Source organism: Pseudarthrobacter sp. PvP090, from assembly GCF_040547365.1.
In the GTDB taxonomy this organism is placed as follows: Bacteria; Actinomycetota; Actinomycetes; order Actinomycetales; family Micrococcaceae; genus Arthrobacter.
In genome coordinates, this window is sequence record NZ_JBEPPO010000004.1 from 262,309 (window position 1) to 288,234 (window position 25,926).

Sequence of the window (25,926 nt, forward strand, 5' to 3'; positions counted from 1 at the left end):
CAACTACAGGATCACGGGCTTGAGTCCGTTGTCGGACACCAGCGGCATTCCGGTTTCCAGCCACTGGTCCATGCCGCCGGACACGTTCAGGGCGGAATACCCCTGTCCGGAGAGCCACTGGGCCGCGCGGAAGGAGCGGCCCCCGGTGCGGCAGATAACGTAGAGGTCCTCGTCGGGGTCGAGCTCCTCGAGCCGGGCCGGGAGCTGGTCCAGGGGGATGTGCAGCGCCCCGGCGGCGTGGCCTGCGACCCACTCGTAGTCCTCGCGGACGTCGAGGATCCTGGCCCCTTCCGGGATGCCGGACACGGTCACGGTGTCAAAGTCGCTCATGGTCGTCCTTCCGCAGAATGCATGGTCTGCCTCCAGCGTATCGCCAGCCACCGGCGCCGCACCCCTACCCGGCTGCAGGTTACGCTTCTGGGATGGCGCACAGGAGATCCCCGGCAGCTCACCGTCGCACGGTTCCCGCTGCCCGCCCCCGGCCCTCCGGGACATGCCCTCCCCTGGCCGCAAAGACTGGGCACAATGCCACCATGTCCACCCGCCCGCCCCAACACTGGACATGTCCCACGGGACGGCCCGCCCCCACCCGCGGGTCATGCCCTCCCCTGGCCGCTAGGACTGGGCACAATGCCACCATGTCCACCGGCCCGCGCCAGCACTGGACATGTCCCCCGGAGCGGCGGGCGGGAAACCCGGAGCCGTGCCGCCGTGGCTGAGATCCACGAGCTCTCCGCCGTGGACCTCCGCGGCGCCCTCCGCTCCGGCGAGCTGTCCTCGCGGCAGGCCACGGGGCATTTCCTGGACCGCATCGCCGCGGAAAACCGGCACCTCGGGGCGTTCATCACCGTCACCGCGGAGCAGGCCCTGCTGGACGCAACCGCTGCGGACAAGTCCCACGCCCGGGCCGCGCGGGACGGGACCGAACTGGGGCTGCTGCACGGCATGCCGGTGGCCTTCAAGGACCTGACGGACGTCGCCGGAGTTGTCACAACCCACGGCAGCGCCGCCCTGGACCACAAGCCGGCGCTTACCGACGGCACCCTCGTCGCGCAGCTCAAGCGCACGGGTGTTATCTCGCTCGGCAAAACACAGGTCCCGGAGTTCGGGCTCACGGCCTACAGCGAGAACCGGATCGCGCCGCCGTCGCGAAACCCGCACGCGCTCAGCCGCAGCTCGGGGGGATCCACCGGCGGCAGCGCCGCGGCGGTGGCCGCCGGGCTGGTTCCCTTTGCCCCCGGGTCCGACGGCGGCGGGTCGGTCCGCATCCCGGCCGCCGCGTGCGGGCTCGTGGGCCTGAAGCCCGGCCGCGGGCTGGTCCCGGCGGGCGAAAGCACCGGCGATCCCGCCGGGCTGGTTGTGTCCGGGCCGCTGGCCCGCTCCGCGGCGGACGCAGCCCTGCTCCTCGACGCGATGGTGCCTGTCCCCGCGGACACCTCCGCCAACCCGGCTTCCAGTTTCCTGGAACGCGCCGCCCAGGACCCGCCCCGGCTGCGGATCGGGGTGAGCCTGGACAGCCCCTGGCAGACGATCTTCCCCTTCACCCCGGACCCCGAGGCGCTCGACGCCCTCGCCGACGGCATCCGGCTGCTGGAGTCGGCCGGCCACGAAACATCCGATGCCCCCATCCGCTACGACAACCGCTACCCGGCCGCCTTCACCACGGCCTGGACCGCCGCCGTCGGGGATGCCCGCATCGTTCCGCAGCGCGAGGCGCTCCTGACCCCGCTGACACGCACGTTCCGGCGCCGCGCGCAGCAGCGTGGACCCGCGAAACTCGCCGAATCCCTCGGGCTTTTGCGCCAGTTCCAGCGGGACACCGTCACCCAGTACGCCGCGTGGGACCTGATGCTCATGCCCGCGCTGGCACAGACGCCCCGCCCGGTGGGCTGGTTCACCGGGGCGGCACACGGTGACGGCTACTGGCCGGCGGCCACCTGGACAGGGGATGCCGACGGCGACTACCGCAAGCAGTGCGAGTACGCGCCCTGGTCCTCCATGGTGAACGTGTGCGGGCTGCCCGCGATCAGCGTTCCGGTGCACTGGACCGGTGGCGCCCAGGGCGCCGGACTGCCGATGGGCATCCAGCTGATCGGGCCGATGGGGTCGGAAGCGCTGCTGCTGCAGGTGGCGGCGCAGCTGGGGTTCTAGCATGGGTGCAGCTGTCCGGTGGACATGTCCACCAGTGCAGCGCCACCGCCCCAACACGAGCTGGAAACGACACGAGAGGGATCGATGAAGATCACCGGTGCAGTACTTGAGGAAATCGGCCGCCCCCGCCCGTTCGCGGACTCGCGGCCCATCACCATCTCCGAGCTGGAGCTGGAGGGCCCCGGGCCCACCGAGATCCTGGTGCGGATCGAGGCCGCCGGCATCTGCCACTCGGACCTGAGTGTTGTGGACGGCAACCGGGTCCGCCCGGTGCCGATGCTGCTGGGGCACGAGGCCGCCGGACGCGTCGTCGAGATCGGCTCGGACGTCACGGACCTGACGCCGGGCCAGCGCGTGGTGATGTCCTTCCTGCCCCGCTGCGAGCAGTGCGCGAACTGCGCCGAGGACGGCCGGCTCCCCTGCACCACGGGCTCAAAGAGCAACGGCGACGGGACCCTCCTGCACGGCTCGATGCACCTGGACCGCGGCGGTGAAAAGATCTACCACCACCTGGGCGTCTCCGGCTTCGCCACCCACGCCGTGGTGGACCGCGCCTCGGCCGTGCCGGTCGGCGATGACATCCCCGCGGACGTCGCCGCCGTCCTCGGCTGCGCCGTGCTGACCGGAGGCGGTGCCGTCCTCAACGCCGCCCGGCCGCGGCCCCAGGACAGCGTCATGATTGTCGGGCTCGGCGGCGTCGGCATGGCCGCGCTGATCACGGCGGTATCCCAGGGTGTCTCGCGGATCGTCGCCGTGGACACGCTGGATGAAAAGCTTGAGCATGCCCGCCGGCTGGGCGCCCACGAAACGTACACCCCGCAGCAGGTGCTGGAGGAGGGCGTCAAGGCCAGGTACGTGATCGAGTGCGCCGGGAACCCGCGCGCCTTCGAAACCGCCTTCGCCGCGACCGCGGCGGGCGGAACCACAATCACCGCAGGACTGCCGCATCCGGAAGCCCGCGCGCAGATCTCGCCGCTGACCATCACGGCCGAGGCCCGGACCATCGTCGGGAGCTACCTTGGCTCCGCGGTGCCGTCCCGGGACATTCCCAAGTACGCCCAGCTGTGGCGGGAAGGAAAACTGCCGGTTGAGGAGCTGATCTCGGCGCGCATTGCCTTGGCGGACATCAACCAGGCCATGGACCAGCTGGCCGACGGGAAAGCAGTGCGCCAGGTCATCATGTTCGACGCCGGCTAGCCCCAGCGCTGTCCCCCGGAGCCAGGTTGCTCTGTCACTTTTAGCTGCTATTCCGGGGGCAAAGCCACCAAAGGTGATAGCGCAACGGGCGGAAAATGGGAGCGAAACACCGGGCCGTTGACTTGCCCCGGGCCGCCGCGAATGTGACAATCCCGCGTCACACTGTCAGCATTAAGTAAATGAGCACTACTCATTTATCCCAGCCCACCGCGACAACGCCGGGCGACACGTCCTTTTTCGGCCACCCAAAGATGCTGGCCAGCCTCTTCTCCGTAGAGATGTGGGAGCGCTTCTCGTTCTACGGAATGCAGGGCATCCTGCTCTACTACATGTACTTCACAGCCGCCGAGGGCGGTCTGGGAATTGAGCAGGGCCTGGCCGCAGGCCTGGTCGGCGCCTACGGCGGCGGCGTCTACCTCTCCACCATCCTGGGTGCCTGGCTCGCGGACCGGCTCTTCGGTTCCGAAAAGGTGCTGTTCGGCTCCGCCATCCTGATCATGGCCGGCCACCTCGCCCTGGCCTTCGTGCCGGGCATTCCCGGCCTGATCGCGGGCCTGGTGCTGGTCGGCGTCGGCTCCGGCGGCCTGAAGGCCAACGCCACCGCGCTGGTGGGCGGCCTCTACCGGGAGAAGGACGAACGCCGCGACGCCGGATTCTCCATCTTCTACATGGGCATCAACGCGGGCGCACTGATCGGCCCGCTGGTCACCGGCTGGCTGCAGGAAAGCCAGGGGTTCCACTGGGGCTTCGGCGCCGCCGCCGTCGGTATGGCCGTGGGCCTGGTCATCTACGCCCTGGGCCGCAAGAACCTGCCGGAGGACGCACACCGGGTCCACAACCCGCTGCCCGCCGCCGAGCGCACCAAGTACGGCCTGCGCTTCGGCGCCATCGCCGCCGTTATCGCCGTTCTGCTGGCCACCGGCATCGTGAACGCCGAGAACCTGGCCATGTCCATGGCCTACGCGGCCATCGGCGCGTCCGTGCTCTACTTCGCCCTGATCTTCAGCAGCAAGCAGGTCAACGGGACCGAACGACGCCGGGTGGCAGCCTTCATCCCGCTGTACATCGCCTCGGCCGCGTTCTGGGCCCTGTTCCAGCAGCAGTTCACCTTCATCGCCGTGTACTCGGAGGAGAAGCTGGACCGGAACCTGTTCGGCTGGGAAATGCCGGCCGCCTGGGTCCAGTCCATCAACCCGGTGTTCATCATCATCTTCGCCGGCGTGATGGCGGCCCTCTGGACCCGTCTGGGCCGCAAGCAGCCCGGCTCGGCGCTGAAGTTCTCGATCGGCCTCTTTGTGATGGGCCTGGCGTTCCTGGCGTTCATCCCCCTGGCCGGGGACGGTAAGACCCCGCTGCTGGCACTGGTGGGGATCCTGTTCCTCTTCACGCTCGCGGAACTGTTCCTGTCCCCCATCGGCCTGTCCGTGACCACCAAGCTGGCGCCGGCGGCCTTCCGCACCCAGATGGTGGCACTGTTCTTCCTCTCGGTGTCGCTGGGCACCACGCTCGCCGGCATCCTGTCCGGCCTGTACAACCCGGAGGACGAACTGCCGTACTTCATCGGCATCGGCGGCACCGCCATGCTGCTGGCCGTCGGCCTGGCCGCGGCCTCGCCCGCGATCAAGAAGCTCATGGGCGGCGTACGCTGAGCCGGTGAGCTCCCGGCACCGCCCACCGCCTGAGTCCCGCGTGCACCTCCCCGCCGCAGGCGAGGCGTCCGACGTCGAACTCATGCCGGCGGGCGATGTCACCGACGGTGTGGTGCGGGTCGGCGGGACCATCCGCCGCCCGCACCTGCCGCAGTCCCGGGCCGTCGCCGGCAGCGCTTAGCGGCTGACGGAGGGGCCTACGCCCGGTACCCGCCGTAGCTTGCGCTGCCGATGGCCAACCCCAACGCGATAATGACGAAGACCAGCAGGGCCAGCGCGATCCCGACGTAACCGAGCACCAGTCCGGCAATGGCCATGCCTTTGCCCGACGGCTCGCGCTTGAGGGCCATGTGCCCGAGGATGACTGCTGCTAGTTGCGGCAGGAGGAAGAAGCCCAGCCCGATGAAGGCGGCGATGCCGCAGCAGAGGCTGGCGATGCTCAGGCCCTTGGGCTCCGGCGGCACGCCGTAATAGGCCGGCTGGCCGTAGGCATTGAACGGGCTGCCCGGCTGCCCATACTGAACTGGCGCACCGTACTGCTGCTGCCCGTAGGGCTGCTGGGCCTGGCCGCCGTAGGGCTGCTGGGCCTGGCCGCCGTAGGGCTGCTGCCCGTACGGCTGCTGTCCGTAGGTCTGCTGCGGAGCCGCGGCGTCCGGGGTACCGTATGGCTCCGTGGGCTGGTTGTAGCCGGCGGCGGGCGGGCGGGACTGCTCGCCGGGCTCCTGGCCGGGAATGTACGACGGCGGCCGGTAGCCCTCCGGCGTCCCGTCTTTCTCGGGTTTCGGCTGGTCAGTCATGGTTTTCCCCTTTTGGACGTCTCTGGATTCAGCCTACCGCCGTCCCGTGGCGAAGAGCAGGATAATTCTTGCGTCACAGGGGCCGTAATGCGCCGAAATCATGTTGCCTGCCACGCAGGTCTGGCATGCTGGTGCAATGGCTAGCCGCGCGGGCACTGTTGCCCAACCCCAAGACCTTGTTGACCTCACTGCGCTTCTGGATGCGTACTACGACGTTTCCCCGGACCTTGGCGACCCCGGACAACGGGTGGCCTTCGGCACCTCCGGGCACCGCGGTTCAAGCCTGAAAGCCTCCTTCAACGAGCCCCACATCCTCGCCATCACCCAGGCGATCGTGGAGTACCGTGCGGGCCAAGGCATCACCGGGCCGCTGTATCTTGCCAAAGACACCCACGCCCTCAGCGAACCGGCCCAGAATTCCGCCCTGGAAGTTCTCGCGGCCAACGGCGTCAACGTGCTGATCGACGCCCGCCACGGCTACACCCCCACCCCGTCGCTGAGCCACGCCATCCTGACGCACAACAACAACTCCCCGGCCGGCGCCCCGCAGGCCGACGGCATCGTGGTGACCCCCAGTCACAACCCGCCCGGCGACGGCGGTTTCAAGTACAACCCCCCGCACGGCGGACCCGCTGACTCGGACGCCACGGGCTGGATCGCCAACCGCGCCAACGAACTGCTGGAGAACGGACTGCGCGGGGTCAAGCGGATTCCCATCGCCGAGGCACTCAGCGCCGGCACCACGGGTAAGTTCGACTTCCTCAGCAGCTACGTGGACGATCTCCCCTCCGTGCTGGACCTCAATGCCATCCGTGAGGCCGGTGTCCGCATCGGCGCCGACCCGATGGGCGGAGCGTCGGTGGACTACTGGGGCGAGATCGGCGAACGCCACCACCTCAACCTCACGGTGGTCAACCCCACTGTCGATCCGCAGTGGGCCTTTATGACGCTCGACTGGGACGAGAAGATCCGGATGGACTGCTCATCGCCGTCGGCGATGGCCTCGCTGATCAACCGGATGTCTGTTGGTGCGGACGGGTCCGCAGCCTTCGACGTCGCCACCGGCAACGACGCCGACGCCGACAGGCACGGCATCGTGACGCCTGACGGCGGGCTGATGAACCCGAACCACTACCTCGCCGTCGCGATTGACTACCTGTACCGCCACCGCACCGGGTGGAACCCGCAGTCCGTGATCGGCAAGACCCTCGTCTCGTCCTCTATCATCGACCGGGTGGCCGAAAGCCTGGGCCGCAAGCTCGTTGAGGTGCCGGTGGGTTTCAAGTGGTTCGTTCCCGGGCTGCTGTCCGGCGAAGGCGCCTTCGGCGGCGAGGAGTCCGCCGGCGCTTCCTTCAACAAGATGGACGGCAGCGTCTGGACCACGGACAAGGACGGCATCCTGCTGGCGCTGCTGGCCTCGGAGATCACGGCCGTCACGGGCAAGTCGCCGTCGCAGCTGTACAAGGGCCTCACAGATCAGTTCGGCGATCCCGTCTACGCGCGGATCGACGCCGCGGCCACGCGCGAGCAGAAGACGGCCCTGGGGAAGCTCTCGCCGTCCGACGTCACCGCCACCGAACTTGCGGGTGAAACCATCACCGCCAAGCTGACCGAAGCGCCGGGCAACGGGGCGGCGATCGGCGGGCTCAAGGTGGTCACCGAGAACGCCTGGTTCGCGGCCCGCCCCTCCGGCACCGAGGATGTCTACAAGATCTACGCCGAGTCCTTCAAGGGAGCAGAGCACCTCAAGCAGGTCCAGGCCGAGGCAAAGGCGCTGGTGGACGGGGTCATTTCCTAGCCCACCCGGGCTGAGTCTTTCAGGCACCCGTCCGCGGTCTGACTCGTTCAGTCCGCGGGCGGTCCTGTTCAGGCCGCCGGCTGGGAGCGCCGCCGGTTCAGGCCGGTTCGTCCTCGCGGCCGCCGGCGAGGACGGAGCGGTCCCGGCCCAGCGTCTTGGCGCGGTAGAGGGCGGCGTCCGCGGAGGCGATCATGGCGTCAAGGTCAACGCGGCCGGGCGCGGTCGAGGCGATGCCGTAGCTGGCGGTCGGCAGGCGTGGGATCACCGGAGACGTCGAGGTCTGCATCCGGGCGCTGATGTCCGAGGCGATTTCCCCGGCCCTTTCGGGCGTCACGCCCGGCAGGAGGATGATGAATTCCTCGCCGCCGTAGCGGCCCACGAGGTCGGAGGAGCGGACCGTGGTTGAGCAGGCGTCGGCGAACGCCTGCAGCGCGGCGTCGCCGGCCGTGTGGCCGTACTCGTCATTGATTCCCTTGAAGTGGTCCAGGTCCGCCAGGATCAGCGACGCCGCGGTCCTGGCCCTGGTGAGGCGGCGAAGCTCTTCCTTGGCGAGATCAAGGAATGCCGTGCGGTTCAACAGCCCGGTGAGCCCGTCCACCGTGGCGCGGGCGCGGAGGTCTTGGGTCCGCTGTTCGTAGCTCAGCTCCGCCATGGTGAAGGACGCCACCACCATAATCACGGCCGAACAGACGGTCATCGGGACGGACCCAAAGACGGTCAGGAACACGGCCCCGTCGGGTCCCTCGAGCACAAACACGGTAAAGCGGCCCAGATAAAACGCGGCCAGGAGGGCGGAACCCACGGCCAGGATGAGGTGCACGCGGGAGAAGTGCCGGTCCAGCAGGAAGAGTTCCCGGCAGCCGAGACCGATCAGCAGGGCCATGAATCCCAGATACGCCGGGCCGCCTGACCACACGTTGGTTGCCGGCTGGTCCAGCATCGACGCCACGGCTGTGATGGCAGGCCCGGCAGCGAGGTACCAGATTTTCGGAACCGAGGTCCGCAGCGAACGGGCACCAGCCCAGATGCTGGCCGCGCCCGCCACAAGGAACACATTCCCGAGCGGGTTGGTCCAGACCTGGTGTGGCGTGCCGTCCATCAGGTAGGCCGCATTGCCGGACAGAAACAGGAGCAGGGCCAGGCACCACCAGCCGCTGTAGGCGGAACGCGTCCGGCGGAAGGTGATGAAGTAGAACAGCAGCAGCAGGGTCAGATCGACCACCGCCAGGGCGACACGCAAGGTTGCGATGTCAAGCATCATATAGTGGCCCCCCGGTCCGCTCGCAATAACCCGATTTGCGTCGACGCCGCGCCGCTGGTGACCCTAGTATTGCACCCCGCACCAAGGAACTGTGATCACGGTCTCGAACGCGGCGCGCGGCACCCTGGCTGCCCCCTTAACAAGGCCCAACGCCCCTGTGTTAACGGCCCGGAAGCGGACTAAACTGGGAAGCGGCCCCGGATGCGGCCTTGCGCTCAACCGCAGAATTGCGTCCCGAGTGCCTCCGGCCTGTCCCCCATGGTGCCGGAGGCACCTCCGCGCCCACCCAGTCCCGGAGGCACCTCCGCGTCAGCGGCTCATTCCGGTCAGACCGTGCGGACGACGTCCTCGTAAGCGAACTTCGGCTTCGCCGCACCCCAGGCGTCAGCCGCGGGCTGGCCGATGTTGACCACCAGGAAGCTCTTCTGGCCGCCGTCGGGGAAGAACGCCGCATCGATCGCGGCGAAGTCCGCGCCCGTCATGGGCCCGGCGGACAGACCCAGGGACCGGACGGCGAGGATGAAGTAGCCGGCCTGCAGGTGGGCGTTGTTGTTGCCGGTGGCCGCGGTGAGGTCCGGGGAGGCGTCGTACATGGCCTTGGGCGCGTTGTAGCCGGGCAGGAAGTTGTCCCACTGGTCCTGCCAGGACGCGTCGTAGCTGAGGACGGCGACGAGGGGCGCGGTGGCAGTCTTGGCGCGGTTGCCGTTGGCGAGGGTCCCGACCAGGGTGGCGCGGGCCTCCGCGGACCGGACATACGTCACGCGCAGCGGCTGCGAGTTGAACGCTGTGGGACCGAACTTGGTGAGCTCATAGATGGCCCGGGCCTGGTCATCGGTGACCTCGCCCGTGAAGGTGTTGGGCGTGCGGGCCTCGGCAAAGATGGCGTCCACTGCGGCGGCGTCGATTACTGCTTCGTCATGGGCGATGGTCATGAGCGTCCCTTTCGCTGGGCGGGTCCGCCGGGGGCGGCGGCCACTGATTCCTGTCTATGGTTGCAACTTCAACTTGTGTCTTCTGCTTCCCGTAACGCCCCGTGACGTCCGGCACAGCGGCGCCGCCGGCGACGCATGCCGGAAACACCGGCGCGGTAAAGTTGCTCCGGAAGATTCCTTCCCGCCCCGCCACACATTCTCTGAAAGGCCCCGGCAATGAGCATGCTCGGTACCAAATGGAAGCTCCACGGCAACGGCAAGTCCATCCGCCCGGGCGAGGTCGTGAAGCCGGATGAGCGCCTTGCGTGGCCGCTGACCATCGGCGTCGGGATGCAGCACGTTGTCGCCATGTTCGGCGCCACTTTCCTGGTCCCGATCATCACCGGAATGCCGCCGGCCACCACACTCTTCTTCTCCGGTATCGGCACGCTGCTGTTCCTGGTCATCACCAGGGGCCAGGTGCCGAGCTATCTCGGGTCCAGCTTCGCGTTCATCGCGCCGATCATGGCCTCGCAGCAGCAGTACGGCGTCGCCGGCGCGCTCGGCGGCGTGGTGCTGGCCGGCGTCGGGCTGGCGGCCATCGGTGCGATCGTGCAGAAATTCGGTGCCGGGTGGATCAACCGCCTGATGCCGCCGATCGTCACGGGCGCCATCGTGGGGCTGATCGGCCTCAACCTCGCGCCCGCGGCGAAGAACAACTTCGACGCGGCCCCCATCACGGCCCTCATCACCCTGGCCACAATCATCGTGGTCAGTGTCTTCTTCCGCGGCATCCTGGGCCGCCTGAGCATCCTGGTCGGCGTCGTGGTCGGCTACTGCGTGGCGATGATCCGCGGCGAAGTGGACTTCTCCAAGATGGACGCGGCCGCCTGGGTGGGGCTGCCGTTCTTCCAGACGCCGGAATTCCATCTCGGCGTCGTCGGCCTGTTCGTGCCGGTGGTGCTGGTCCTCGTGGCGGAGAACATCGGCCATGTGAAGTCCGTGTCCGCCATGACCGGCCAGAACCTCGACGGCGTCTCCGGGCGCGCGCTGATGGCCGACGGCGCCGCCACCGTCCTGGCCGGCATGGGCGGCGGCTCCGGCACCACCACCTACGCGGAAAACATCGGCGTGATGGCCGCGACCAAGGTCTACTCGACGGCGGCCTACTGGGTGGCCGGCGTCTTCGCCGTAGTGCTGAGCTTCTCGCCGAAATTCGGCGAACTCATCGCCACCGTCCCGGCCGGGGTGCTGGGCGGCGCCGCGACGATGCTCTACGGCATGATCGGCGTCCTGGGCGTCAAGATCTGGGTGCAGGCCAAGGTGAACTTCTCCAACCCGATCAACCTGACCACCGCCGCCGTCGCACTCATTGTCGGCATCGCCGACTACACCTGGACCATCGGCGACCTGGTGTTCACCGGCATCGCCCTGGGCTCCGCGGCGGCCCTGGTGATCTACCACGGCATGACGGCGATCGCGAAGGTCCGCGGCACGGTTGCCGAGCCGGAAACGGAAGGTGTCGTGGCCGCAGCCACCGCCGCCGCGAAGCGCCCTCCGAAGAAACGCCGCTAACCGACGGCTCACCGCCGCGTGACAGCGGGAAGGCCGGGACCTGGACACCCATATGGGTGTTCGGGTCCCGGCCTTCGCTGCTTGAGTGGCGGCTTTAGCCGGCGTCGAAGGCTTCCTCGTCGTCGCCGCGGTCCTTGGGGGCCTTGTCATCCGGCAGGTCCGTTCCCGATCCGTCCGGCAGGCCGGCCGCGTCGGGGCCGGGCTCCGAGGAGAACGGCCGGCCGGCGTCGGGCTCTTCGGTGTTGGACGCGTCCATTTCCGCCTCCGACGACGGCATGGCTGCCTCGGACTTTTCCGAAGTGTCGGCGTCGTGGGCGGGTGTTGTGTTGGCGTTTTCCGAACTCATTTGTTCCTCCATGGTGAAATCGAGAACTGCATGGTTTCCTGGGTGCGTGAAAAGGCTCAGAGGCCCTTGCCACCGGTAACGGGCAGGACGGCGCCGGAAATGTAGGAGCCGTGGTCGGAGGCGAGGAGCACGTAGGCCGGCGCGAGTTCGGCCGGCTGTCCCGCCCGCTGCAGCGGGGTGTCCTGGCCGAAGGTCGGCAGCTTCTCCGGCCACTGGGTCGCCGGGATCAGTGGCGTCCAGATCGGGCCGGGGGCCACGGCGTTGACGCGGATCCCCTTCGGGCCGAGCTCCTGGGCCAGGGCTTTGGTGAAGGCGACCTGCGCGGCCTTGGTCATGGCGTAATCGATGAGCTCGGGCGAGGGGTTGAACGCCTGGATCGAGGCCGTCGTGATGATCGACGCGCCCGCCTTCAGATGCGGCACCGCCGCCCGCGCGGTCCAGATCAGCGAGTACAGGTTGGTCTGGAAGACCCGCTCGAACTCCTCGGTGGGGAGGGACTCGAAGCTGTCGCGGTTCTTCTGGTACGCGGCGTTCAGCACGACGACGTCCAGCCGGCCGAACTCGGCGAGCGTGTCGTCCACGATCCTGGTGGCGAACTCCTCATGGCGCCCGTCGCCGGCGATCAGCAGCGCCCTGCGGCCTGTTTTGCGGATCCACGCCGCCGTGTCCTGGGCGTCGGCTTCCTCCTCCGGCAGGTAGGAGATGGCGACGTCGGCCCCCTCGCGGGCGAAGGCGATGGCGACCGCCTTGCCGATCCCGGAGTCCCCGCCGGTGATCAGCGCGGCCTTGCCCTTGAGGGCGCCGCTGCCCTGGTAGCTCTCCTCGCCGTGGTCCGGCTGGGGGTCCATCGGCGCGGTAAGGCCCGGCTGTTCCTGGACCTGTTCCGGGAAGGACCCGGAGTAGTAGCCGCCCCGGGGGTCGCGCGGCTGGTCCTGCTCTTTGTTTGAATCACTCATAGTCCACCTACCCAATGTGTCGTTTTTCCAGGGGCCGCTCCCCGGGCCGCGGGCGCTGGCCCGGACCTGTGAAGCTGACCCCACGAACTAAACAATTCCACCCTACCCGGAAATTCATCAGCACCCTTAGTACTGCCTTGAATTTCGCTACGCTCAAGCCTAGGTTGAGTCTTAACTGCCACCGCAGCCTGATCCTCATTCACCGGAGGTTCCAGTGTCCTATCCAGAGTCTGCGTCCGCTCCACAAGAGTCCGCCCCGACTGAATCCGCGCAGGAACGGCCCGTGCAGGGCAGCAGGAACGAGTCCGCCGTCGAAAAACTGGACCGGAACTGGATGGAACTGCTGCAGGAGCTGCGGGTGCTGCAGACCGGTGTGCAGATCCTGGCCGGATTCCTGCTGACCCTGCCGTTCCAGTCGCGGTTCGAGACGCTGGACGATTTCCAGACCACCCTCTACTTGGCCAACGTGGCGCTGGCCGCCCTCACCACGGCCCTGATCCTGTTGCCCGTGAGCGTGCATCGCCGCCTGTTCCGCCTGCACCTCCGGGCGGCCCTCGTGTCCAGCGCGGACAGGATCGCGAAGGTTGCCCTGGCCGGCATCGGACTCCTCAGCGTCGGCACCACCGCGCTGGTCTTCGACGTCACGGCGGGCCGGGCTGCAGGATTGACGGCCGGCGCGGTGCTGCTGGCGGTGCTGCTGATTCTGCTGGTCTATGTGCCGAGCAGGCTCCGCCGGCAGGCCGAAAAAGGGAACTGACATGGCTAACGCCGCACGCCAACAGCGCAGCACGCAGCCGGGCCGGACCACGGGCTGGGTGAAGAACCACGGCCTGCTGCTGGCGAATATCGGCCTGTTCCTGGTGTTCTTCGGCGGCATGGTCGTCAGCGGAGCCGCCGAGTACAGCGAGGACCAGCTGGTCCACGGCGGGCCCGGTGTGACGGCACTGGAGTACCTCGGCACCGGGGCGTTCCTCGAGGCGACCTTTGAGAACTGGGAATCCGAGTTCCTGCAGATGGGCATGTACGTCATCCTGACGGTGTTCCTTTTCCAGAAAGGATCCTCGGAGTCCAAACCGGTGGACCGGGCTGCCCCGCAGGACGAGGACCCCCGGGACGCGCCCCTGAAAGCCGCCGCCCCATGGCCGGTGCGGCGCGGGGGCTGGGTCCTCAAACTCTATGAACACTCCCTGTCGGCCATGTTCCTGCTGCTGTTCCTGGCGTCCTTTGCCCTCCATACTGTCGGCGGCAGCGGGGAATACAGTTCCGAGCAGCAGAGCCATGGGCAGCCGCCCGTGACCGCCCTGGCGTATCTGGCAACGAGCCGCTTCTGGTTTGAGTCATTCCAGAACTGGCAAAGTGAGTTCCTGGCAGTGGCCGTCCTCGTCGGCGCTTCGGTGTACCTGCGCGAGCGGGGCTCCCCCGAATCCAAACCTGTCGCGGAGCCGCACTATGAGACTGGCGCCTGAGAGACTCGCGCCTGGGCGCTCAGGCGCCCTCGAGCACCTGGCTGGTGGCCCAGGTGAGGTACTTGGCGGCGTTGGCGACGGCGTCGCCCGGGCTCCCGGCCAGGTCCAGCAGCTGCGCAGCGGCCACCACACCGTGCTTGGCGAGGTCCTCCGGGGTGACCAGGATCCGTCCCGCGACCACGATCACGGGAATCCCGAGGCTCTGGGCGGCGTCGGCAAGCGCAATCGGCGCCTTGCCGGTGAGCGACTGCGAATCCAGTGAGCCCTCACCGGTGATCACGAGATCCGCCTCGGCGAGTTTGCCGGCCAGCCCGGTGAGTCCGGCCACCAGCTCGAACCCGCCTTCCAGCGCCGCGTTGCTGAAGGCCAGGAACGACGCCGGGAAGCCTCCGGCCGCCCCGGCCCCGGGGACGTTGACGTCCCGGCCGGTGGATTGGCGCAGCACCGAGGCCCAGTTGCGGAGTCCGGCGTCGAGCAGTTCCACGGCGTCCTCGTCGGCGCCCTTCTGCGGGCCGAACACGTGGGCGGCGCCGTCGCCGCCAACGAGCGGGTTCTGCACATCGACGGCGATCCGGAACGTCACCGAGCCCAGCCGCGGGTCGAGGCCGCTGACATCGAGCCGTGCCACCTCGGCGAGCGAGCCGCCGCCCAGCGGCACCACATTGCCCGCGGCGTCGAGCGGTTTGAGGCCCAGCGCGCGCAGGGCGCCGCTGCCGCCGTCGCTCATGGCCGAGCCGCCCAGGCCCAGCACGATCTCCGTCGCGCCGGCGTCGAGGGCGGCGGCGATCAGCTGGCCGCAGCCGTAGCTGTGCGCGCGCAGGGCGTTGGCCGGGGTGGGTTCCATGTGCGCCAGCCCGGAAGCCTGCGCGGTCTCGATCACGGCGGTGGCCCCGCCGAAGGCGTCCTTCCGGATCGCCCAGGCGGCGCCCACCGGCGCCAGGATCGGGCCCACAACGGCGTTCAGCCGCTCCTCGTAGCCGGCGGCGACGGCCGCCTCAAGGGTTCCTTCGCCGCCGTCGGCCACCGGAAACTGGATGGCCTCGGCGTCGGGATAGACGCGCAGGGCCCCTTCGGCGATGGCGGCGGCGGCTTCGGCGGCGGTAAGGGAGCCCTTGAATTTGTCCGGGGCGATCAGAATGCGCATGGGTCCATCCTGCCAGTCCCGGCGCCGGGACACCGGCGACAGGCGATGGCGCCGGTAGTAACGTGGCAGCCACACGAAATCGGCACGGACCGAGGGGGTAGCGGTGAATGAGAACGGAAAGTCCCGCCAGCGCATGACCGGCCTGCCAGGCATGGCCGAGCTTCTGCTCGTCCGGCACGGCGAGAGCCAGGGGAACGTCGCCGCCACGCTGGCGCACCAGTCGGGGGCACACGTCATCAATGTTCCCGCGCGCGATACCGACGTCGAGCTGTCCGGAACCGGGCGCGAGCAGGCGCTGGCGCTCGGCGGCCTGCTCGCCGGGTTCCCGGCGGACGGGCGTGCCGCTGTGTGGTCCTCCCCGTATCTCCGGGCGCAACAGACGGCGGAACTGGCCGTCCACACCGCAGGCTGGCCTACGCAGGTCCTGCTGGACGAACGGCTGCGTGACCGGGAGCTCGGCATCCTGGACATGCTCACCTCAGCCGGGGTGGAGGCCCGGCTCCCCCAGGAAGCGGAGCGGCGGCGCTGGCTGGGCAAGTTCTACTACCGCCCGCCTGGCGGGGAATCGTGGGCCGACGTCGTCCTCCGCCTGCGCTCCCTGCTGGCCGACCTGGACCGCCTGTACCCCGGCCAGCGGGTGCTGCTGGTCTGCCACGACGCCGTGATCATGCTGATCCGCTACATCCTGGAAGGGCTGACGGAGCGCGAACTGCTGGACATCGCCGCCACGACGGCCATTCTCAATGCCTCCGTAAGCCGTTTCGTCCGGCCCGGCGGCACGGGCCCGTGGCAGCTGGAGAGCTTTAACATGGCAGACCACCTGATGAGCGAGGGAGTCCCCGTGACCGAGCACGCCGGAGATGCCAATGTCCACCCACGCTAAGGCGGCCCCCGGGGGCGGGCAGGGGCCGGCCCGCCCCGAGCCCGTGACGCCGACCCTGCTGCGGGCCTGGCCGCTGCCCGGCGGGGGCTCCGGCAAGGACGACCGCGGATCGGTGCTGGTGATCGGCGGGGCGCGGATGACGCCCGGCGCGGTGCTGCTCGCCGGGGTGGCCGCGCTGCGCTCCGGCGCCGGCCGGCTCACCCTGGCCGTGGCGGAATCCGTGGCCGTGCCCCTCGCGGTGGCGCTGCCGGAGGCGGGCGTGCTCCGGCTGCCGGAAACCGCGTCGGGAACGGTCAAGGGCTCGTCGGCAGCCGCCGTGCTCGCCGCACCGGTCGAAGCCGCGGACGCGGTCCTGATCGGCCCGGGCCTGGACGACAAGGACGAGGCCACCGCCTTGCTCCGCGCCCTCCTCAAGGTGCCGGCGGGGAAGCGGCCGCCGGCCATCATCCTCGACGCCTTCGCCCTGGGCAGCCTGCCCGAGCTGGCCGGGGAGCTGGGCCCCTGGGCGGGCCGGCTGATCCTGACCCCGAATGTCACCGAGGCGGGCATCCTGCTGGGGCACGACGCCGGGAACCTCGCCCGGGATGTGCCGGAGCTCGCGGAGAAGTACGGCGCGGTGGTGAGCTGCCAGGGTGTGATCGCGCGGCCGGTCGGGGCGGCCCGCCGGGCTGGCGGCGCTGAGGGCGGCGGGAACCGGGCCTCGCTGTGGGAGATCACCACCGGACACAGCGGCCTGGGCACCTCGGGTTCCGGCGATGTGCTGTCCGGGACCATTGCCGGGCTGCGGGCGCGGGGAACCACGGACGAGCAGGCCGCCTGCTGGGGCACCCATCTGCATGCGGCCGCCGGCGACCGGCTCGCGAGCCGGCTGGGCGGTCTCGGCTACCTCGCCCGCGAACTCACGGACGAACTGCCCCCGCTGATGATGGAGCTCGGTTCCTGACCGACCTGGTCGGGGGTCAGGCGCTCCAGCCGCCGCGTTCCTGCAGGACTGCCTTGAGCAGGTCCGCGCGGTCGGTGACGATCCCATCCACGCCGAGGTCCAGCAGCCGGTGCATTTCCGCGGGGTCGTTGACGGTCCAGACATGCACCTGCAGCCCGTGCCGGTGGGCGCGCCGGACGAAGCCGGGGGTCACCACGGTCACGGCACCGTAACGGACCGGGACCTGCAGGGCGTCGACGCCGCGGAGCGCACGTCCGGCCGTGAGCCGCAGCAGGGGTGCGGGGAGCACCGGTCCGAGCAGGACGAACAGGGCGCTGGAGACGATGCCGGCCGAGCTAGCGGCGGGCCGGCTCAGCCGCTTCAGCACGGCCCGGCGCCGGCGGTCCGAGAAGCTGGCGATCAGTACGCGGTCGTGCAGGCCGAACCGTTCGATCGCCGCGGCCAGGGTGTCCACCGAATTCCAGTCCTTGACGTCGAGGTTAAACCGGACGTCCGGGAACGCCGTGGCGAGTTCCTCAAAGCGCGGGATGGGCTCTGTGCCGCCGATCCTCGCCCGCGCCACGGTCTCCGCCGGGAGTTCCGAGATCCGGCCGCGGCCGTCCGTGATCCGGTCCAGGGTTTCGTCGTGGAACAGCAGCAGGACGCCGTCGGCGGTCGTGTGCACGTCCGTCTCCAGGTGCCGGAAACCGAGTTCGACGGCGGCGCGAAACGCCGCCATGGAGTTCTCCAGACCCTCCCGGGAGAAGCCCCGGTGCGCCATGGCCACGGGACGTGCCGGACCGTCACCGGAGGCAAAGAACGGGTGCGGGGGGGTGCTCACTCCTGAAGCCTAACGGAGCGCCGCGCAATGAGTTGGAGGGATAAATCAGGTGGCGCGCGGGAGGATCTCCACGCCGTCACTGCAGTGCAGGAGCGTGCGGCCCCGGCCGCCGTCGAGGTCCACCCAGACGGCGGTATGGTCCGCCGTGACGGCGTCCACCCGGCCGCCGGTTTCGTAGCCGGGCGCCAGCCTGACACTGACGCGGTCGCCCTGCTGCAGGCTCTTCCAGTGTGCGTCCGGCGCCGCCGGGCGCAGGGGCGTGTCGTCCATGTTCTTCGTGCGGTACCTGGCCATGATTTCCCACCGTCAGTCAGCTGATCCGTCGTGAGATTTCAGCGTAGGACGCCAAGGTGAACGCCAGTTGACCGCCAGCTGGGAGTCCGGTGTCTGTGCGGGCGGCCTCTGCCGGTCAGGGAAGCCGGGTCAGGGAAGCCGGACGCCCAGGGCTGCGAGCTTGGCCTCGAGGATCTGGGCGACGCCGTCGTCGTCGAAGTGCGGGGCCTGCTGCCCGGCAGCAAGGATGGCCTCCGGGTGGCCGCTGGCCATCGCGTAGCCGTCGCCGGCCCAGCGCAGCATCTCGATGTCGTTGGGCATGTCCCCAAACGCCACGACGTCGGCCGAGTCGATGCCCAGGGCGGCGGCGTATTCGGCAAGCGTGACGGCCTTGTTGATGCCGGGCAGGGAAAGTTCCAGGAGCGCGATGTTCGGTGCCGAATGGGTGGCGGCGGCCAGGTGCGCGACGGCGGGCGTGACCTCGGCGAGGAACTCGTCAGCCGTGCCCTCCCGGACAATGGCGAGGAATTTCACCACGGAATCCGCCTCGGTGAGCGTGGTGTGGAGCGGCGCCGGGGTGACCTCGGCCAGCAGCTCGCTGGAGCCGTTCTCGATGAACCCCGGTTCCAGGTGGAAGCCGGTCAGGGTCTCGGCGGCGAAGAGGGCGGAGGGGCGCAGCCGCTGGATGATGCGGCGTGCCTCGAAGACGGCGTCGAGCTGCAGGCCCCGGGCGGAAACAAGGCGGTCCGCTTCAAGATCCCAGACGACGGCGCCGTTGGAGCAAATGACGGTTCCGGTGTGGCCCAGCCGGTCCTGCAGCGGGTGCAGCCAGCGCGGCGGGCGGCCCGTGACGAAGACCAGCTCGACGCCGGCTTCCCGGCACGCGTGGAAGGCCCGTACGGTCCGGTCACTGATTTTGCCGTCGTGGCCGAGGATCGTTCCGTCTATGTCACTCGCTACCAGCCGCATACTGCAAGTCTACGTTGGCGGTGCCGGGCCGGTTTCCGGCGGCGGCCGACCACCCCGGCCCGCGCCGCCGCCCCCGCGCCGCCGTCGAAATCGTGGGATCGGTGCCCGGTCGCCGGAAGGTTACGGCGAGCGGGCAGGCCTCCGGCGACTTGGGTGGCTGGAGGCGGATGGGGCGGCGGGCGGACCGGGCCTAGTGCCGTTCGTAGATGCCGGTCAGGCTTGCCCGGGCCAGGGTGTGCGGGGCGAGCTTCGCTTCGAGCTTCGCGGGACGGTCTCCGGCGTCAAGACCGGAGTGCGCGACGTCGAGGGCGTGGACCGTGACGACGTACCGGTGCGGGCCGCCGCCCCGGGGCGGGGCTGCCCCCATGTAGCCGGTGGTGCCGCCGTCGTTCCTGAGCTGGAAGGCGCCGGGCGGCAGGTGCCCGCCCTGGCGCGATCCTGCCCCTGCCGGCAGGGACGTGGCGTCGGCCGGGACGTCCAGCACGGCCCAGTGCCAGAAACCGCCGTGGCCCGGGGCGTCGGGGTCGAACACGGTGACGGCGTAGCCCCGGGTTCCGGCCGGGGCGCCGCTCCAGCTCAGCTGAGGGGACTCGTCCTTGGCTCCGGCCCCGGTCGAGGCTCCGCGCTGGGCCGGCGGCAGGGTCTGGCCGTCCTGGAATGACTCACTGCTGACACGGAAGGACGGGGCATCGTGGTGTGCCATGGCTGCCTTTCAGTTGCTGGGGAGTTCTGCACTTTCAGGGTCGATATGCGCCGTGCCCGTCGGGCGGGAAGCCTGGCCGCGCAGCTCCATCCGGGTCAGTTCCGCCCGGGTGGGAGGGTTGGCGCCGGCCCGGGAAACGGTGACGGCGGCGGCCCATGCGGCGTGGGCGAGGAGGTCGCGGAGGCTTTCGGCGGAGAGCTCACGCAGGTCCTTGCGGTTCTGCGCACCCGCCAGGCCCAGGTCCACCACGCCGGAGAGCAGCGCTGCCATGAAGGAATCCCCCGCGCCGACGGTGTCCGCGACCTTCACGGGCGGCGCCGGGAAGTGCGCTTCGCCGGAGGCATTCACGCCCCAGGGCCCTTCGGCGCCGCGGGTGACCACCACCATGGCCGGGCCCTCGGAACCGCCGAGCGAAAGCCAGCGCCGGGCAGAATCCAGCGGATCCTCGCCCGGGTAGAGCCATTCGAGGTCCTCGTCGGAGGCCTTGACCACGTCCGCGAGGGTGACGAACTTTTCCGCCTGCCGGCGCGCGTAGTCCACGTCGGTGATGATGCTGGGCCGGCAGTTGGGGTCGAAGCTGATGGTTGCCGAGGGATGGGCATGCTCGACGGCGGCGAGCACCTCGGCCGCGCCGGGAGCCAGCATCGTGGCGATCGAGCCGGTGTGCAGCAGCGTTGTTGCCTGCAGCATAAACGGCAGCCGGTCCGCGAGCCCGGGCAGTTCCCAGGCGAGGTCGAAGGTGTAGCTGGCGGCGCCGTCGTCGTCGATCAGGGCGGTGGCCACTGACGTGGGGAGTTCGTCCGGGCCCACCGGAAGCAGCACCGAGCTCGACTTCAGGTGTGCCGCCACCGAGTCGCCGTAGGCGTCGCGTCCGTAGCGGCCGATGAACTGCACCGGATGATCCAGCCGGGCCAGCCCGACGGCGACGTTGAGGGGACTGCCGCCGACGTGGGCCTGGATACCGGAGGAACGCTGGACGACATCGACCAGTCCCTCGCCTATAACTGTGAGCATCCTCATACTCTGCCAGAGAACGCGGGCCGGCGCCCCAGTGTTTCGCTGGCCTGCCGAGTTGTTCAGCTTGAGGCGGCCGCCGACGTCGTCAGCGGGATCCCGGCAGCCTCGGCGTCATCGAACTTCGCATCGATGAGGACCACGTCCCTGCCGGCGCGCTGCAGCAGGCTCGCGGCGATGCCGGCCCGGTAGCCGGAGGTGCAGTGCACCCACAGCTTCCCGGCGGGGAGTTCAGCCAGGCGCAGCAGCAGTTCGTGCAGGGGGAAATTCACGGCCCCTGCCACCCTCGATTCGGCATATTCGTCGGCCCGGCGCACGTCGAGGACCGCGTCACGGCCGGAAGCGCCCGTCGGAACGGCCTCCCAGCCGACGCAGGGAAAGGAGGCGACGGCGGCCCGCGGGGCCAGGGCGTGCGGATCTGTCCCTACGGCGGCGTCCGGGGATTCGATGCCGATCCGGGAGAGGTCGCGGATTGCGTTCTCCACGTCGTCGCGGGACCCGACGAGGGTCAGTTGCTCGCCCCACGGCATCACCCAGCCGAGGTAGGTGCTGAAGCTGTTCCCGTAGCCAAAGCTCACACTTCCCTTGAGGTGGCTGCTGGCGAAGGCTACCCGGCGGCGCAGGTCCACCACCCACTCGCCGGCCTCGAGCCTGCGCATGAGTTCCGCGGCGTCGAGCGACGCCGGCACGGCCAGGTCGGCCGGGCCCGGGCCGGCGGCGTTGGTGACCCCCATGTGGGCGTAGTAGGAGGGGTGGGCCGTGAGGTTGGCGATGAGTTCCTGGACGAAGTGGTCCTCGTCCGGGTCCGTCAGGGCATGGTTGCTGGCGAGCTGTTCGCCGATGGTGGAGGATCCGGCGCCGCTGGCCGGGCCGGAGGAGCAGAAGGAGCCGAACCCGTGGGTCGGGAACAGGGCGGCTTCCGGCGCGGCCTCCCCGGCGAGCCGGTGCACCGAGGCGTACTGGTCATGGGTCAGGCCGAGCGTGTCCTCGGCGGCGACAAGGTCCGTGCGGCCGACCGAGCCGTAGAGCAGGCTTCCGCCGGAGAAGACGGCCTGCTGCCCGCCGTCGTCGACGATAAAGGAGAGGTGGGTGTGGGTGTGGCCCGGTGTGGCGACGGCCTTGACCGTCAGCGCACCGACCCGGACAGTTTGCCCGTCCGTGATCGGCTGCCGCTCGAAGTGAACCGGGTCAGCGGCGTTCACGAGGTAGCTCGCGCCGTGTGCGCGGGCCAGTGCGAGGCCGCCGGTGAGGTAGTCGTTGTGGATGTGAGTCTCGGCGACGTGGGTGATGGTGACGCCGGCGTCGCGGGCGGCCGCTTCGACGCGGTCCGTGTCCCGCTGCGGGTCAATGACCAGCGCCACGGAGCCGTCGTGGACGAGGTAGCTGCGGTCCCCGAGTTGGGTGGTCTCGATGACGATGACGTCCATGGTTCACTCCTGGCTGGTCCGGATCGACACAACCGGCCGCGAGGCCGCCGGCTGCGCACACTCCATGATCAAACCCCCCAGGGTATGGACGCAAGCCCCGATGCGTGGCGGGAGCCCGGCGGGGCTACCGGGCGGGGTCGTCCTGCTGGTAGACGTCGGGAATTCCGTCCATATCAGAGTCGACCTTCTCCGCTTCTTCGGCCTGCCGGTACTGCCGGTTCCGCGTCCGCAGCACCACCGTTGCCAGCAGGGCTGCCAGCACGGAGGCCGCAAGGATGCCCACCTTGGCGTGGTCGTCCTGGAGGGTGCCGTGGCCAAAGCTCAGCTCGGCCACCAGGAGCGAGACGGTGAATCCGATCCCGGCCAGCAGGGACACCCCGAAGACATCGATCCATTTGAAACTGGTGTCAAGCCGGGCCTTGGTGACCCTGGTGAGGAGCCAGGTGGTGCCCATAATGCCGATCGGCTTGCCGAGGACCAGCGCCATGATGATGCCGACGGCCACCGGGTCGGTCAGCGCCGATCCAAGTCCCTCCCAGCCGCCCACGGCCACGCCGGCGGAGAAGAACGCGAAGATCGGGACGGCGACGCCGGCCGAGATCGGGCGGAACCGGTGCTCGAAGACCTCCGCGAGGCCCGGACCGGCGTCCGGTCCGCCGCTGGCCTTCGAGCGCAGGACCGGGATGGCGAACCCGAGCAGCACACCGGCCACCGTGGCGTGAATCCCCGAGGCGTGGACGAGGGCCCAGGTGACCGCGCCCAGCGGCAGCAGAATCAGCCACGCGGCCGAGGCCTGGATTTTGAAGAAGCGCCGGTACTTGTGCGCCAGGTATGTGTAGATGCCCAGCGGAATCAGTGCCAGCAGCAGTGGCACCGGCTGGAGGTCACTGGTGTAAAAGACAGCGATGATGGTGATGGCGATCAGGTCGTCCACGACGGCCAGGGTCAGCAGGAAAATCCGCAGGGCGCTGGGCAGATGCGAGCCGATGATGGCCAACACGGCGACGGCGAAGGCGATGTCGGTGGCAGTGGGGATCGCCCAGCCGCGCAGGGTCTCCGGGCTTGCGAGGTTGACGACGGCGTAGATCACCGCCGGGATAATGACGCCGCCAGCGGCCGCTGCGACCGGAACGATCGATTTGTTGAGCTGCCGCAGGTCCCCTGCGATGAACTCACGTTTGAGTTCGAGACCGACCAGGAAGAAGAAGATCGCCAGCAGCCCGTCCGCCGCCCAGGCGCCCAGGCTCAGTTCCAGGTGCCACGGTTCGTAGCCGAACTTGAAGTCCCGCAGGGCGAAGTAGCTCTCGGAAACGGGCGAGTTGGCCCAGATCAGGGCGATCACGGCCGCGGCCACGAGGAGGGCGCCGCCGACGGTTTCCTTGCGAAGGATCTCGCCGATCCGGAGGGATTCGGCGTAGCTGCCACGGCCGAAGATGGTCAAACGTGGCCGGGTGGGAGGGGGTGTGGGGCTCATGCGGGGAGTCCTAAAAGTTGGCTCGACAGAACTATGCCGACCAGACTTCCCGGCGCACCTGCAACCCAGTCTAGTGGGTTACGGCATGGTGCTGAACCGTTCGGCCTTGGTTTTGCTGCCCTGGACGATGATCTGGTCGTCGTCGTAGAGCACCGTTTGCGCGGTCGTGTGGCCCCAGGTGCCGCCGGGACGTTTGACGGCCACGATGGTGACGCCGAACTTGTCCCGGAGTCCGAGCACGCCCAGCGGCCGGTCACGGACGGCGGAGGGCGGGCTGGTGCGGATCATGACGAAGTCGTCCTCGAATTCCACATAGTCAAGAATCGAGCCCAGGACCAGGTGCGCGACACGCTTGCCCATATCGTGTTCCGGCCGGATGACGTGCTCGACGCCGAGCTGGCCCAGGATCTCCGCGTGCGGTTCGCTGATGGCCTTCGCCCAGATCTGGGGACGCTGGAACTTCAGGATCCGGGACGTGGTCAGGATGCTGGCTTCGATGTCGGAGCCGATCCCGACCACGGCACGGTCAAATTCATGGACCGAGAGCTGGCGCAGCGCCTCCTCCTTGGTGGAGTCGGCCCTGACCACGTGGGTGAGGCGCCCGTTGTAGGACTGGACGATGTCTGCGCTGGCGTCGATGCCGAGCACCTCCGTACCCTGCGCCTCCAGCTCCAGGGCCAGCGAACCGCCGAAGCGGCCCAGGCCGATGACCACCACCGAGGACGCCTTGTCACTGGCGGCAGCAGAGTGGGAAGAGAAGATATTCCTAGCCAATGAGGGGCCTTTCCTTGGGGTACTCGTAGAGCAGGGGTCGTTCGCGCAGCGCCAGGGCCGCGCCCAGCGTGACGGGACCCAGCCTCCCGACGAACATGAGCATGATCAGCACGAGCTGTCCGGCGGGCGGCATGCCGGCGGTGATCCCGGTGGACAGCCCGACCGTGGCGAAAGCCGAAATGACCTCGAACAGGATCCGCTCCTGCCCGAAGTCGGTGATCAGCATCAGGAACATCGTGGAGCCGGTGACGAGGGCGATCGCCAGCAGCACCACGGTGATGGCCTGGCGGTGCACAGCGCGGGACAGGCGCTTGCCGAAGATGTTCACGGCCGTTCCGCCCTGCAGTTCGGTGCTGAGGATGAAGAACAGCACGGCGAACGTGGTGATCTTCAGGCCGCCGGCCGTGCCGGCGGGGCCGCCGCCGATGAACATCATGATGTCCATGCCCAGCCAGGACACAGGATTCATCTGGGCGATGTCGATGCTGTTGTAGCCTGCGGTGCGGGTAATGACGGACTGGAAAAAGCCGGCCAGTATGCGCTCGGCCGGGTGGAGGCCGCCCAGGGTTGCCGGGTTGGCCCATTCGACGGCGGTGAGGAACACGGTCCCGCCGGCCAGGAGGAGGCCCGAGCCGACGAGGACGAGTTTCGTGTTCATGCTCCAGAGGATCGGGCGCCGGTACTGCCGGCCCAGTTCGAAGAGGACCGGGAATCCGAGTCCGCCGATGATCACGGCGGCGGCGATCGGCAGGCAGATCCAGGGATCCCCGACGAACCCCATCAGGTTGTCCGAGTACAGGGCGAACCCTGCGTTGTTGAAGGACGAGATGGAGTGGAATATGCCATGCCAGACCGCCTCGCCCAGCCCGTAGCCGTACCCGGCCCTAAAGCGGACCGTGAGGATCAGCGCCAGCGCTGCTTCCACGGCCACACTGATGAGCAGAACGCCGACCAGCACGCGGCGGACGTCACCGAAGCCGCTGCTTTTGGTTTCGGCGGCGGCAGAGATCCGGGACTTCAGGCCCAGCCGGCGTGCGGTCAGGACCCCGAGCAGCGTGCCGAAGGACATCACGCCGAAGCCGCCGATCTGGATGAGGACCAGGATGACCACCTGGCCGAAGCCGCTCCAGAAGACGGGGGTGTCCACGGTGATCAGGCCGGTGACACAGACGGCGGAGGTGGCGGTGAACAGCGCCTCCAGGAGGCTGGCCCCGCCCCCGTCGGCTTTGGCCACCGGGAGCAGCAGCAGCCCGGTCCCGACGGCGACGGCAGCGGCGAAGCCCAGCACGATCACCTGGGCCGGGTGGCGCGGCGCGAACACCCGGAGGAACCGGGTGAGGCCCGCGGCCAGGGCGCGCGGAACCGCGGGAACTTCGACTTGCATAGGCGCCACGC

General features: G+C 69.1%; 26 protein-coding genes. 10 read left to right on the forward strand and 16 right to left on the reverse strand.

Features of this window, described 5'->3' with window-relative positions; translation table 11 throughout:
- Nucleotides 1-3: 3 nt before the first annotated feature.
- The gene (locus ABIC21_RS06470; protein WP_354349590.1) at nt 4-330 is read right to left on the reverse strand and encodes a rhodanese-like domain-containing protein; all 327 of its coding nucleotides are present in this window, start codon (nt 328-330) and stop codon (nt 4-6) included.
- Nucleotides 331-711: 381 nt separating this feature from the next.
- Between ABIC21_RS06470 and ABIC21_RS06475 the strand changes: the two genes are divergently transcribed.
- The 4 genes from ABIC21_RS06475 (at nt 712) to ABIC21_RS06490 (ending at nt 5,178) form a co-directional block, all read left to right on the forward strand.
- Complete coding sequence (locus ABIC21_RS06475; RefSeq protein ID WP_354349591.1) at nt 712-2,151, forward strand: amidase; 1,440 nt, start codon at nt 712-714, stop codon at nt 2,149-2,151.
- 84 nt (nt 2,152-2,235) lie between these two features.
- The gene (locus ABIC21_RS06480) at nt 2,236-3,348 is read left to right on the forward strand and encodes an alcohol dehydrogenase catalytic domain-containing protein (protein WP_354349592.1); all 1,113 of its coding nucleotides are present in this window, start codon (nt 2,236-2,238) and stop codon (nt 3,346-3,348) included.
- A gap of 179 nt (nt 3,349-3,527) precedes the next feature.
- Nucleotides 3,528-4,997, forward strand: coding sequence for a peptide MFS transporter (locus tag ABIC21_RS06485; protein ID WP_354349593.1), 1,470 nt, complete (start codon nt 3,528-3,530; stop codon nt 4,995-4,997).
- Between the two features lie 4 nt (nt 4,998-5,001).
- A complete protein-coding gene (locus ABIC21_RS06490; protein ID WP_354349594.1) occupies nt 5,002-5,178 on the forward strand; it encodes a hypothetical protein in 177 nt (58 codons plus the stop codon).
- A 16-nt stretch (nt 5,179-5,194) separates the two neighbouring features.
- On the opposite strand, the gene ABIC21_RS06495 is transcribed toward ABIC21_RS06490, so the two are convergent.
- Nucleotides 5,195-5,794 carry a DUF4190 domain-containing protein gene (locus tag ABIC21_RS06495; RefSeq protein ID WP_354349595.1) on the reverse strand — a complete coding sequence of 200 codons (600 nt, stop codon included), beginning with the start codon at nt 5,792-5,794 and terminating at the stop codon, nt 5,195-5,197.
- A gap of 136 nt (nt 5,795-5,930) precedes the next feature.
- On the opposite strand from ABIC21_RS06495, the gene pgm reads away from it, so the two are divergent.
- Nucleotides 5,931-7,592: a phosphoglucomutase (alpha-D-glucose-1,6-bisphosphate-dependent) gene (pgm, locus tag ABIC21_RS06500; protein ID WP_354349596.1), complete on the forward strand. Its 1,662-nt coding sequence runs from the start codon at nt 5,931-5,933 to the stop codon at nt 7,590-7,592.
- A gap of 97 nt (nt 7,593-7,689) precedes the next feature.
- Here the strand turns inward: pgm and ABIC21_RS06505 are convergent, their stop codons facing one another.
- Nucleotides 7,690-8,853: a GGDEF domain-containing protein gene (locus ABIC21_RS06505; RefSeq protein WP_354349597.1), complete on the reverse strand. Its 1,164-nt coding sequence runs from the start codon at nt 8,851-8,853 to the stop codon at nt 7,690-7,692.
- A 326-nt stretch (nt 8,854-9,179) separates the two neighbouring features.
- Complete coding sequence (locus ABIC21_RS06510; protein ID WP_354349598.1) at nt 9,180-9,785, reverse strand: malonic semialdehyde reductase; 606 nt, start codon at nt 9,783-9,785, stop codon at nt 9,180-9,182.
- A gap of 216 nt (nt 9,786-10,001) precedes the next feature.
- Between ABIC21_RS06510 and ABIC21_RS06515 the strand changes: the two genes are divergently transcribed.
- On the forward strand, nt 10,002-11,339 hold the full coding sequence (locus ABIC21_RS06515) for a uracil-xanthine permease family protein (protein WP_354349599.1): 1,338 nt from the start codon (nt 10,002-10,004) through the stop codon (nt 11,337-11,339).
- A 94-nt stretch (nt 11,340-11,433) separates the two neighbouring features.
- Here ABIC21_RS06515 and ABIC21_RS06520 read toward each other — a convergent pair whose 3' ends face one another.
- Both ABIC21_RS06520 and ABIC21_RS06525 read right to left on the reverse strand, forming a co-directional pair.
- Nucleotides 11,434-11,685 carry a hypothetical protein gene (locus tag ABIC21_RS06520; RefSeq protein WP_354349600.1) on the reverse strand — a complete coding sequence of 84 codons (252 nt, stop codon included), beginning with the start codon at nt 11,683-11,685 and terminating at the stop codon, nt 11,434-11,436.
- Nucleotides 11,686-11,741: 56 nt separating this feature from the next.
- Nucleotides 11,742-12,641, reverse strand: a complete 900-nt coding sequence (locus tag ABIC21_RS06525; RefSeq protein ID WP_354349601.1) for an SDR family oxidoreductase — start codon at nt 12,639-12,641, stop codon at nt 11,742-11,744.
- Nucleotides 12,642-12,924: 283 nt separating this feature from the next.
- On the opposite strand from ABIC21_RS06525, the gene ABIC21_RS06530 reads away from it, so the two are divergent.
- Together ABIC21_RS06530 and ABIC21_RS06535 are read left to right on the forward strand one after the other, a co-directional pair.
- Nucleotides 12,925-13,398: a DUF6328 family protein gene (locus tag ABIC21_RS06530; protein ID WP_354349602.1), complete on the forward strand. Its 474-nt coding sequence runs from the start codon at nt 12,925-12,927 to the stop codon at nt 13,396-13,398.
- 1 nt (nt 13,399) lies between these two features.
- Nucleotides 13,400-14,107 (forward strand): DUF6766 family protein, encoded by a 708-nt coding sequence (locus ABIC21_RS06535; RefSeq protein ID WP_354349603.1) that lies wholly within the window; start codon nt 13,400-13,402, stop codon nt 14,105-14,107.
- Between the two features lie 19 nt (nt 14,108-14,126).
- On the opposite strand, the gene ABIC21_RS06540 is transcribed toward ABIC21_RS06535, so the two are convergent.
- The gene (locus ABIC21_RS06540) at nt 14,127-15,251 is read right to left on the reverse strand and encodes a glycerate kinase (protein ID WP_354349604.1); all 1,125 of its coding nucleotides are present in this window, start codon (nt 15,249-15,251) and stop codon (nt 14,127-14,129) included.
- A 133-nt stretch (nt 15,252-15,384) separates the two neighbouring features.
- Here ABIC21_RS06540 and ABIC21_RS06545 point away from each other — a divergent pair, with 133 nt between their 5' ends.
- Both ABIC21_RS06545 and ABIC21_RS06550 read left to right on the forward strand, forming a co-directional pair.
- Nucleotides 15,385-16,134, forward strand: a complete 750-nt coding sequence (locus tag ABIC21_RS06545) for a histidine phosphatase family protein (RefSeq protein ID WP_354349660.1) — start codon at nt 15,385-15,387, stop codon at nt 16,132-16,134.
- Complete coding sequence (locus tag ABIC21_RS06550) at nt 16,118-17,077, forward strand: ADP-dependent NAD(P)H-hydrate dehydratase (RefSeq protein ID WP_354349605.1); 960 nt, start codon at nt 16,118-16,120, stop codon at nt 17,075-17,077. The genes ABIC21_RS06545 and ABIC21_RS06550 overlap by 17 nt, the downstream gene beginning before the upstream one ends.
- Before the next feature lie 16 nt (nt 17,078-17,093).
- Here ABIC21_RS06550 and ABIC21_RS06555 read toward each other — a convergent pair whose 3' ends face one another.
- The 9 genes from ABIC21_RS06555 to ABIC21_RS06595 form a co-directional block, all read right to left on the reverse strand.
- On the reverse strand, nt 17,094-17,837 hold the full coding sequence (locus ABIC21_RS06555) for a glycerophosphodiester phosphodiesterase family protein (protein WP_354349661.1): 744 nt from the start codon (nt 17,835-17,837) through the stop codon (nt 17,094-17,096).
- Between the two features lie 105 nt (nt 17,838-17,942).
- Entirely contained in the window at nt 17,943-18,191 is a 249-nt protein-coding gene (locus ABIC21_RS06560; RefSeq protein ID WP_354349606.1) for a hypothetical protein, read from the reverse strand.
- 129 nt (nt 18,192-18,320) lie between these two features.
- Complete coding sequence (locus tag ABIC21_RS06565; protein ID WP_354349607.1) at nt 18,321-19,139, reverse strand: HAD family hydrolase; 819 nt, start codon at nt 19,137-19,139, stop codon at nt 18,321-18,323.
- 190 nt (nt 19,140-19,329) lie between these two features.
- Nucleotides 19,330-19,842: a YbhB/YbcL family Raf kinase inhibitor-like protein gene (locus tag ABIC21_RS06570; protein WP_354349608.1), complete on the reverse strand. Its 513-nt coding sequence runs from the start codon at nt 19,840-19,842 to the stop codon at nt 19,330-19,332.
- 9 nt (nt 19,843-19,851) lie between these two features.
- On the reverse strand, nt 19,852-20,856 hold the full coding sequence (locus ABIC21_RS06575; RefSeq protein ID WP_354349609.1) for a carbohydrate kinase family protein: 1,005 nt from the start codon (nt 20,854-20,856) through the stop codon (nt 19,852-19,854).
- A gap of 62 nt (nt 20,857-20,918) precedes the next feature.
- Nucleotides 20,919-22,283 carry an MBL fold metallo-hydrolase gene (locus ABIC21_RS06580; protein ID WP_354349610.1) on the reverse strand — a complete coding sequence of 455 codons (1,365 nt, stop codon included), beginning with the start codon at nt 22,281-22,283 and terminating at the stop codon, nt 20,919-20,921.
- Nucleotides 22,284-22,407: 124 nt separating this feature from the next.
- Entirely contained in the window at nt 22,408-23,757 is a 1,350-nt protein-coding gene (nhaA, locus tag ABIC21_RS06585; protein ID WP_354349611.1) for a Na+/H+ antiporter NhaA, read from the reverse strand.
- A gap of 78 nt (nt 23,758-23,835) precedes the next feature.
- Nucleotides 23,836-24,531, reverse strand: coding sequence for a potassium channel family protein (locus tag ABIC21_RS06590; RefSeq protein WP_354349612.1), 696 nt, complete (start codon nt 24,529-24,531; stop codon nt 23,836-23,838).
- Nucleotides 24,524-25,915 (reverse strand): TrkH family potassium uptake protein, encoded by a 1,392-nt coding sequence (locus ABIC21_RS06595; protein WP_354349613.1) that lies wholly within the window; start codon nt 25,913-25,915, stop codon nt 24,524-24,526. The genes ABIC21_RS06590 and ABIC21_RS06595 overlap by 8 nt, the downstream gene beginning before the upstream one ends.
- Between the last annotated feature and the right edge of the window lie 11 nt (nt 25,916-25,926).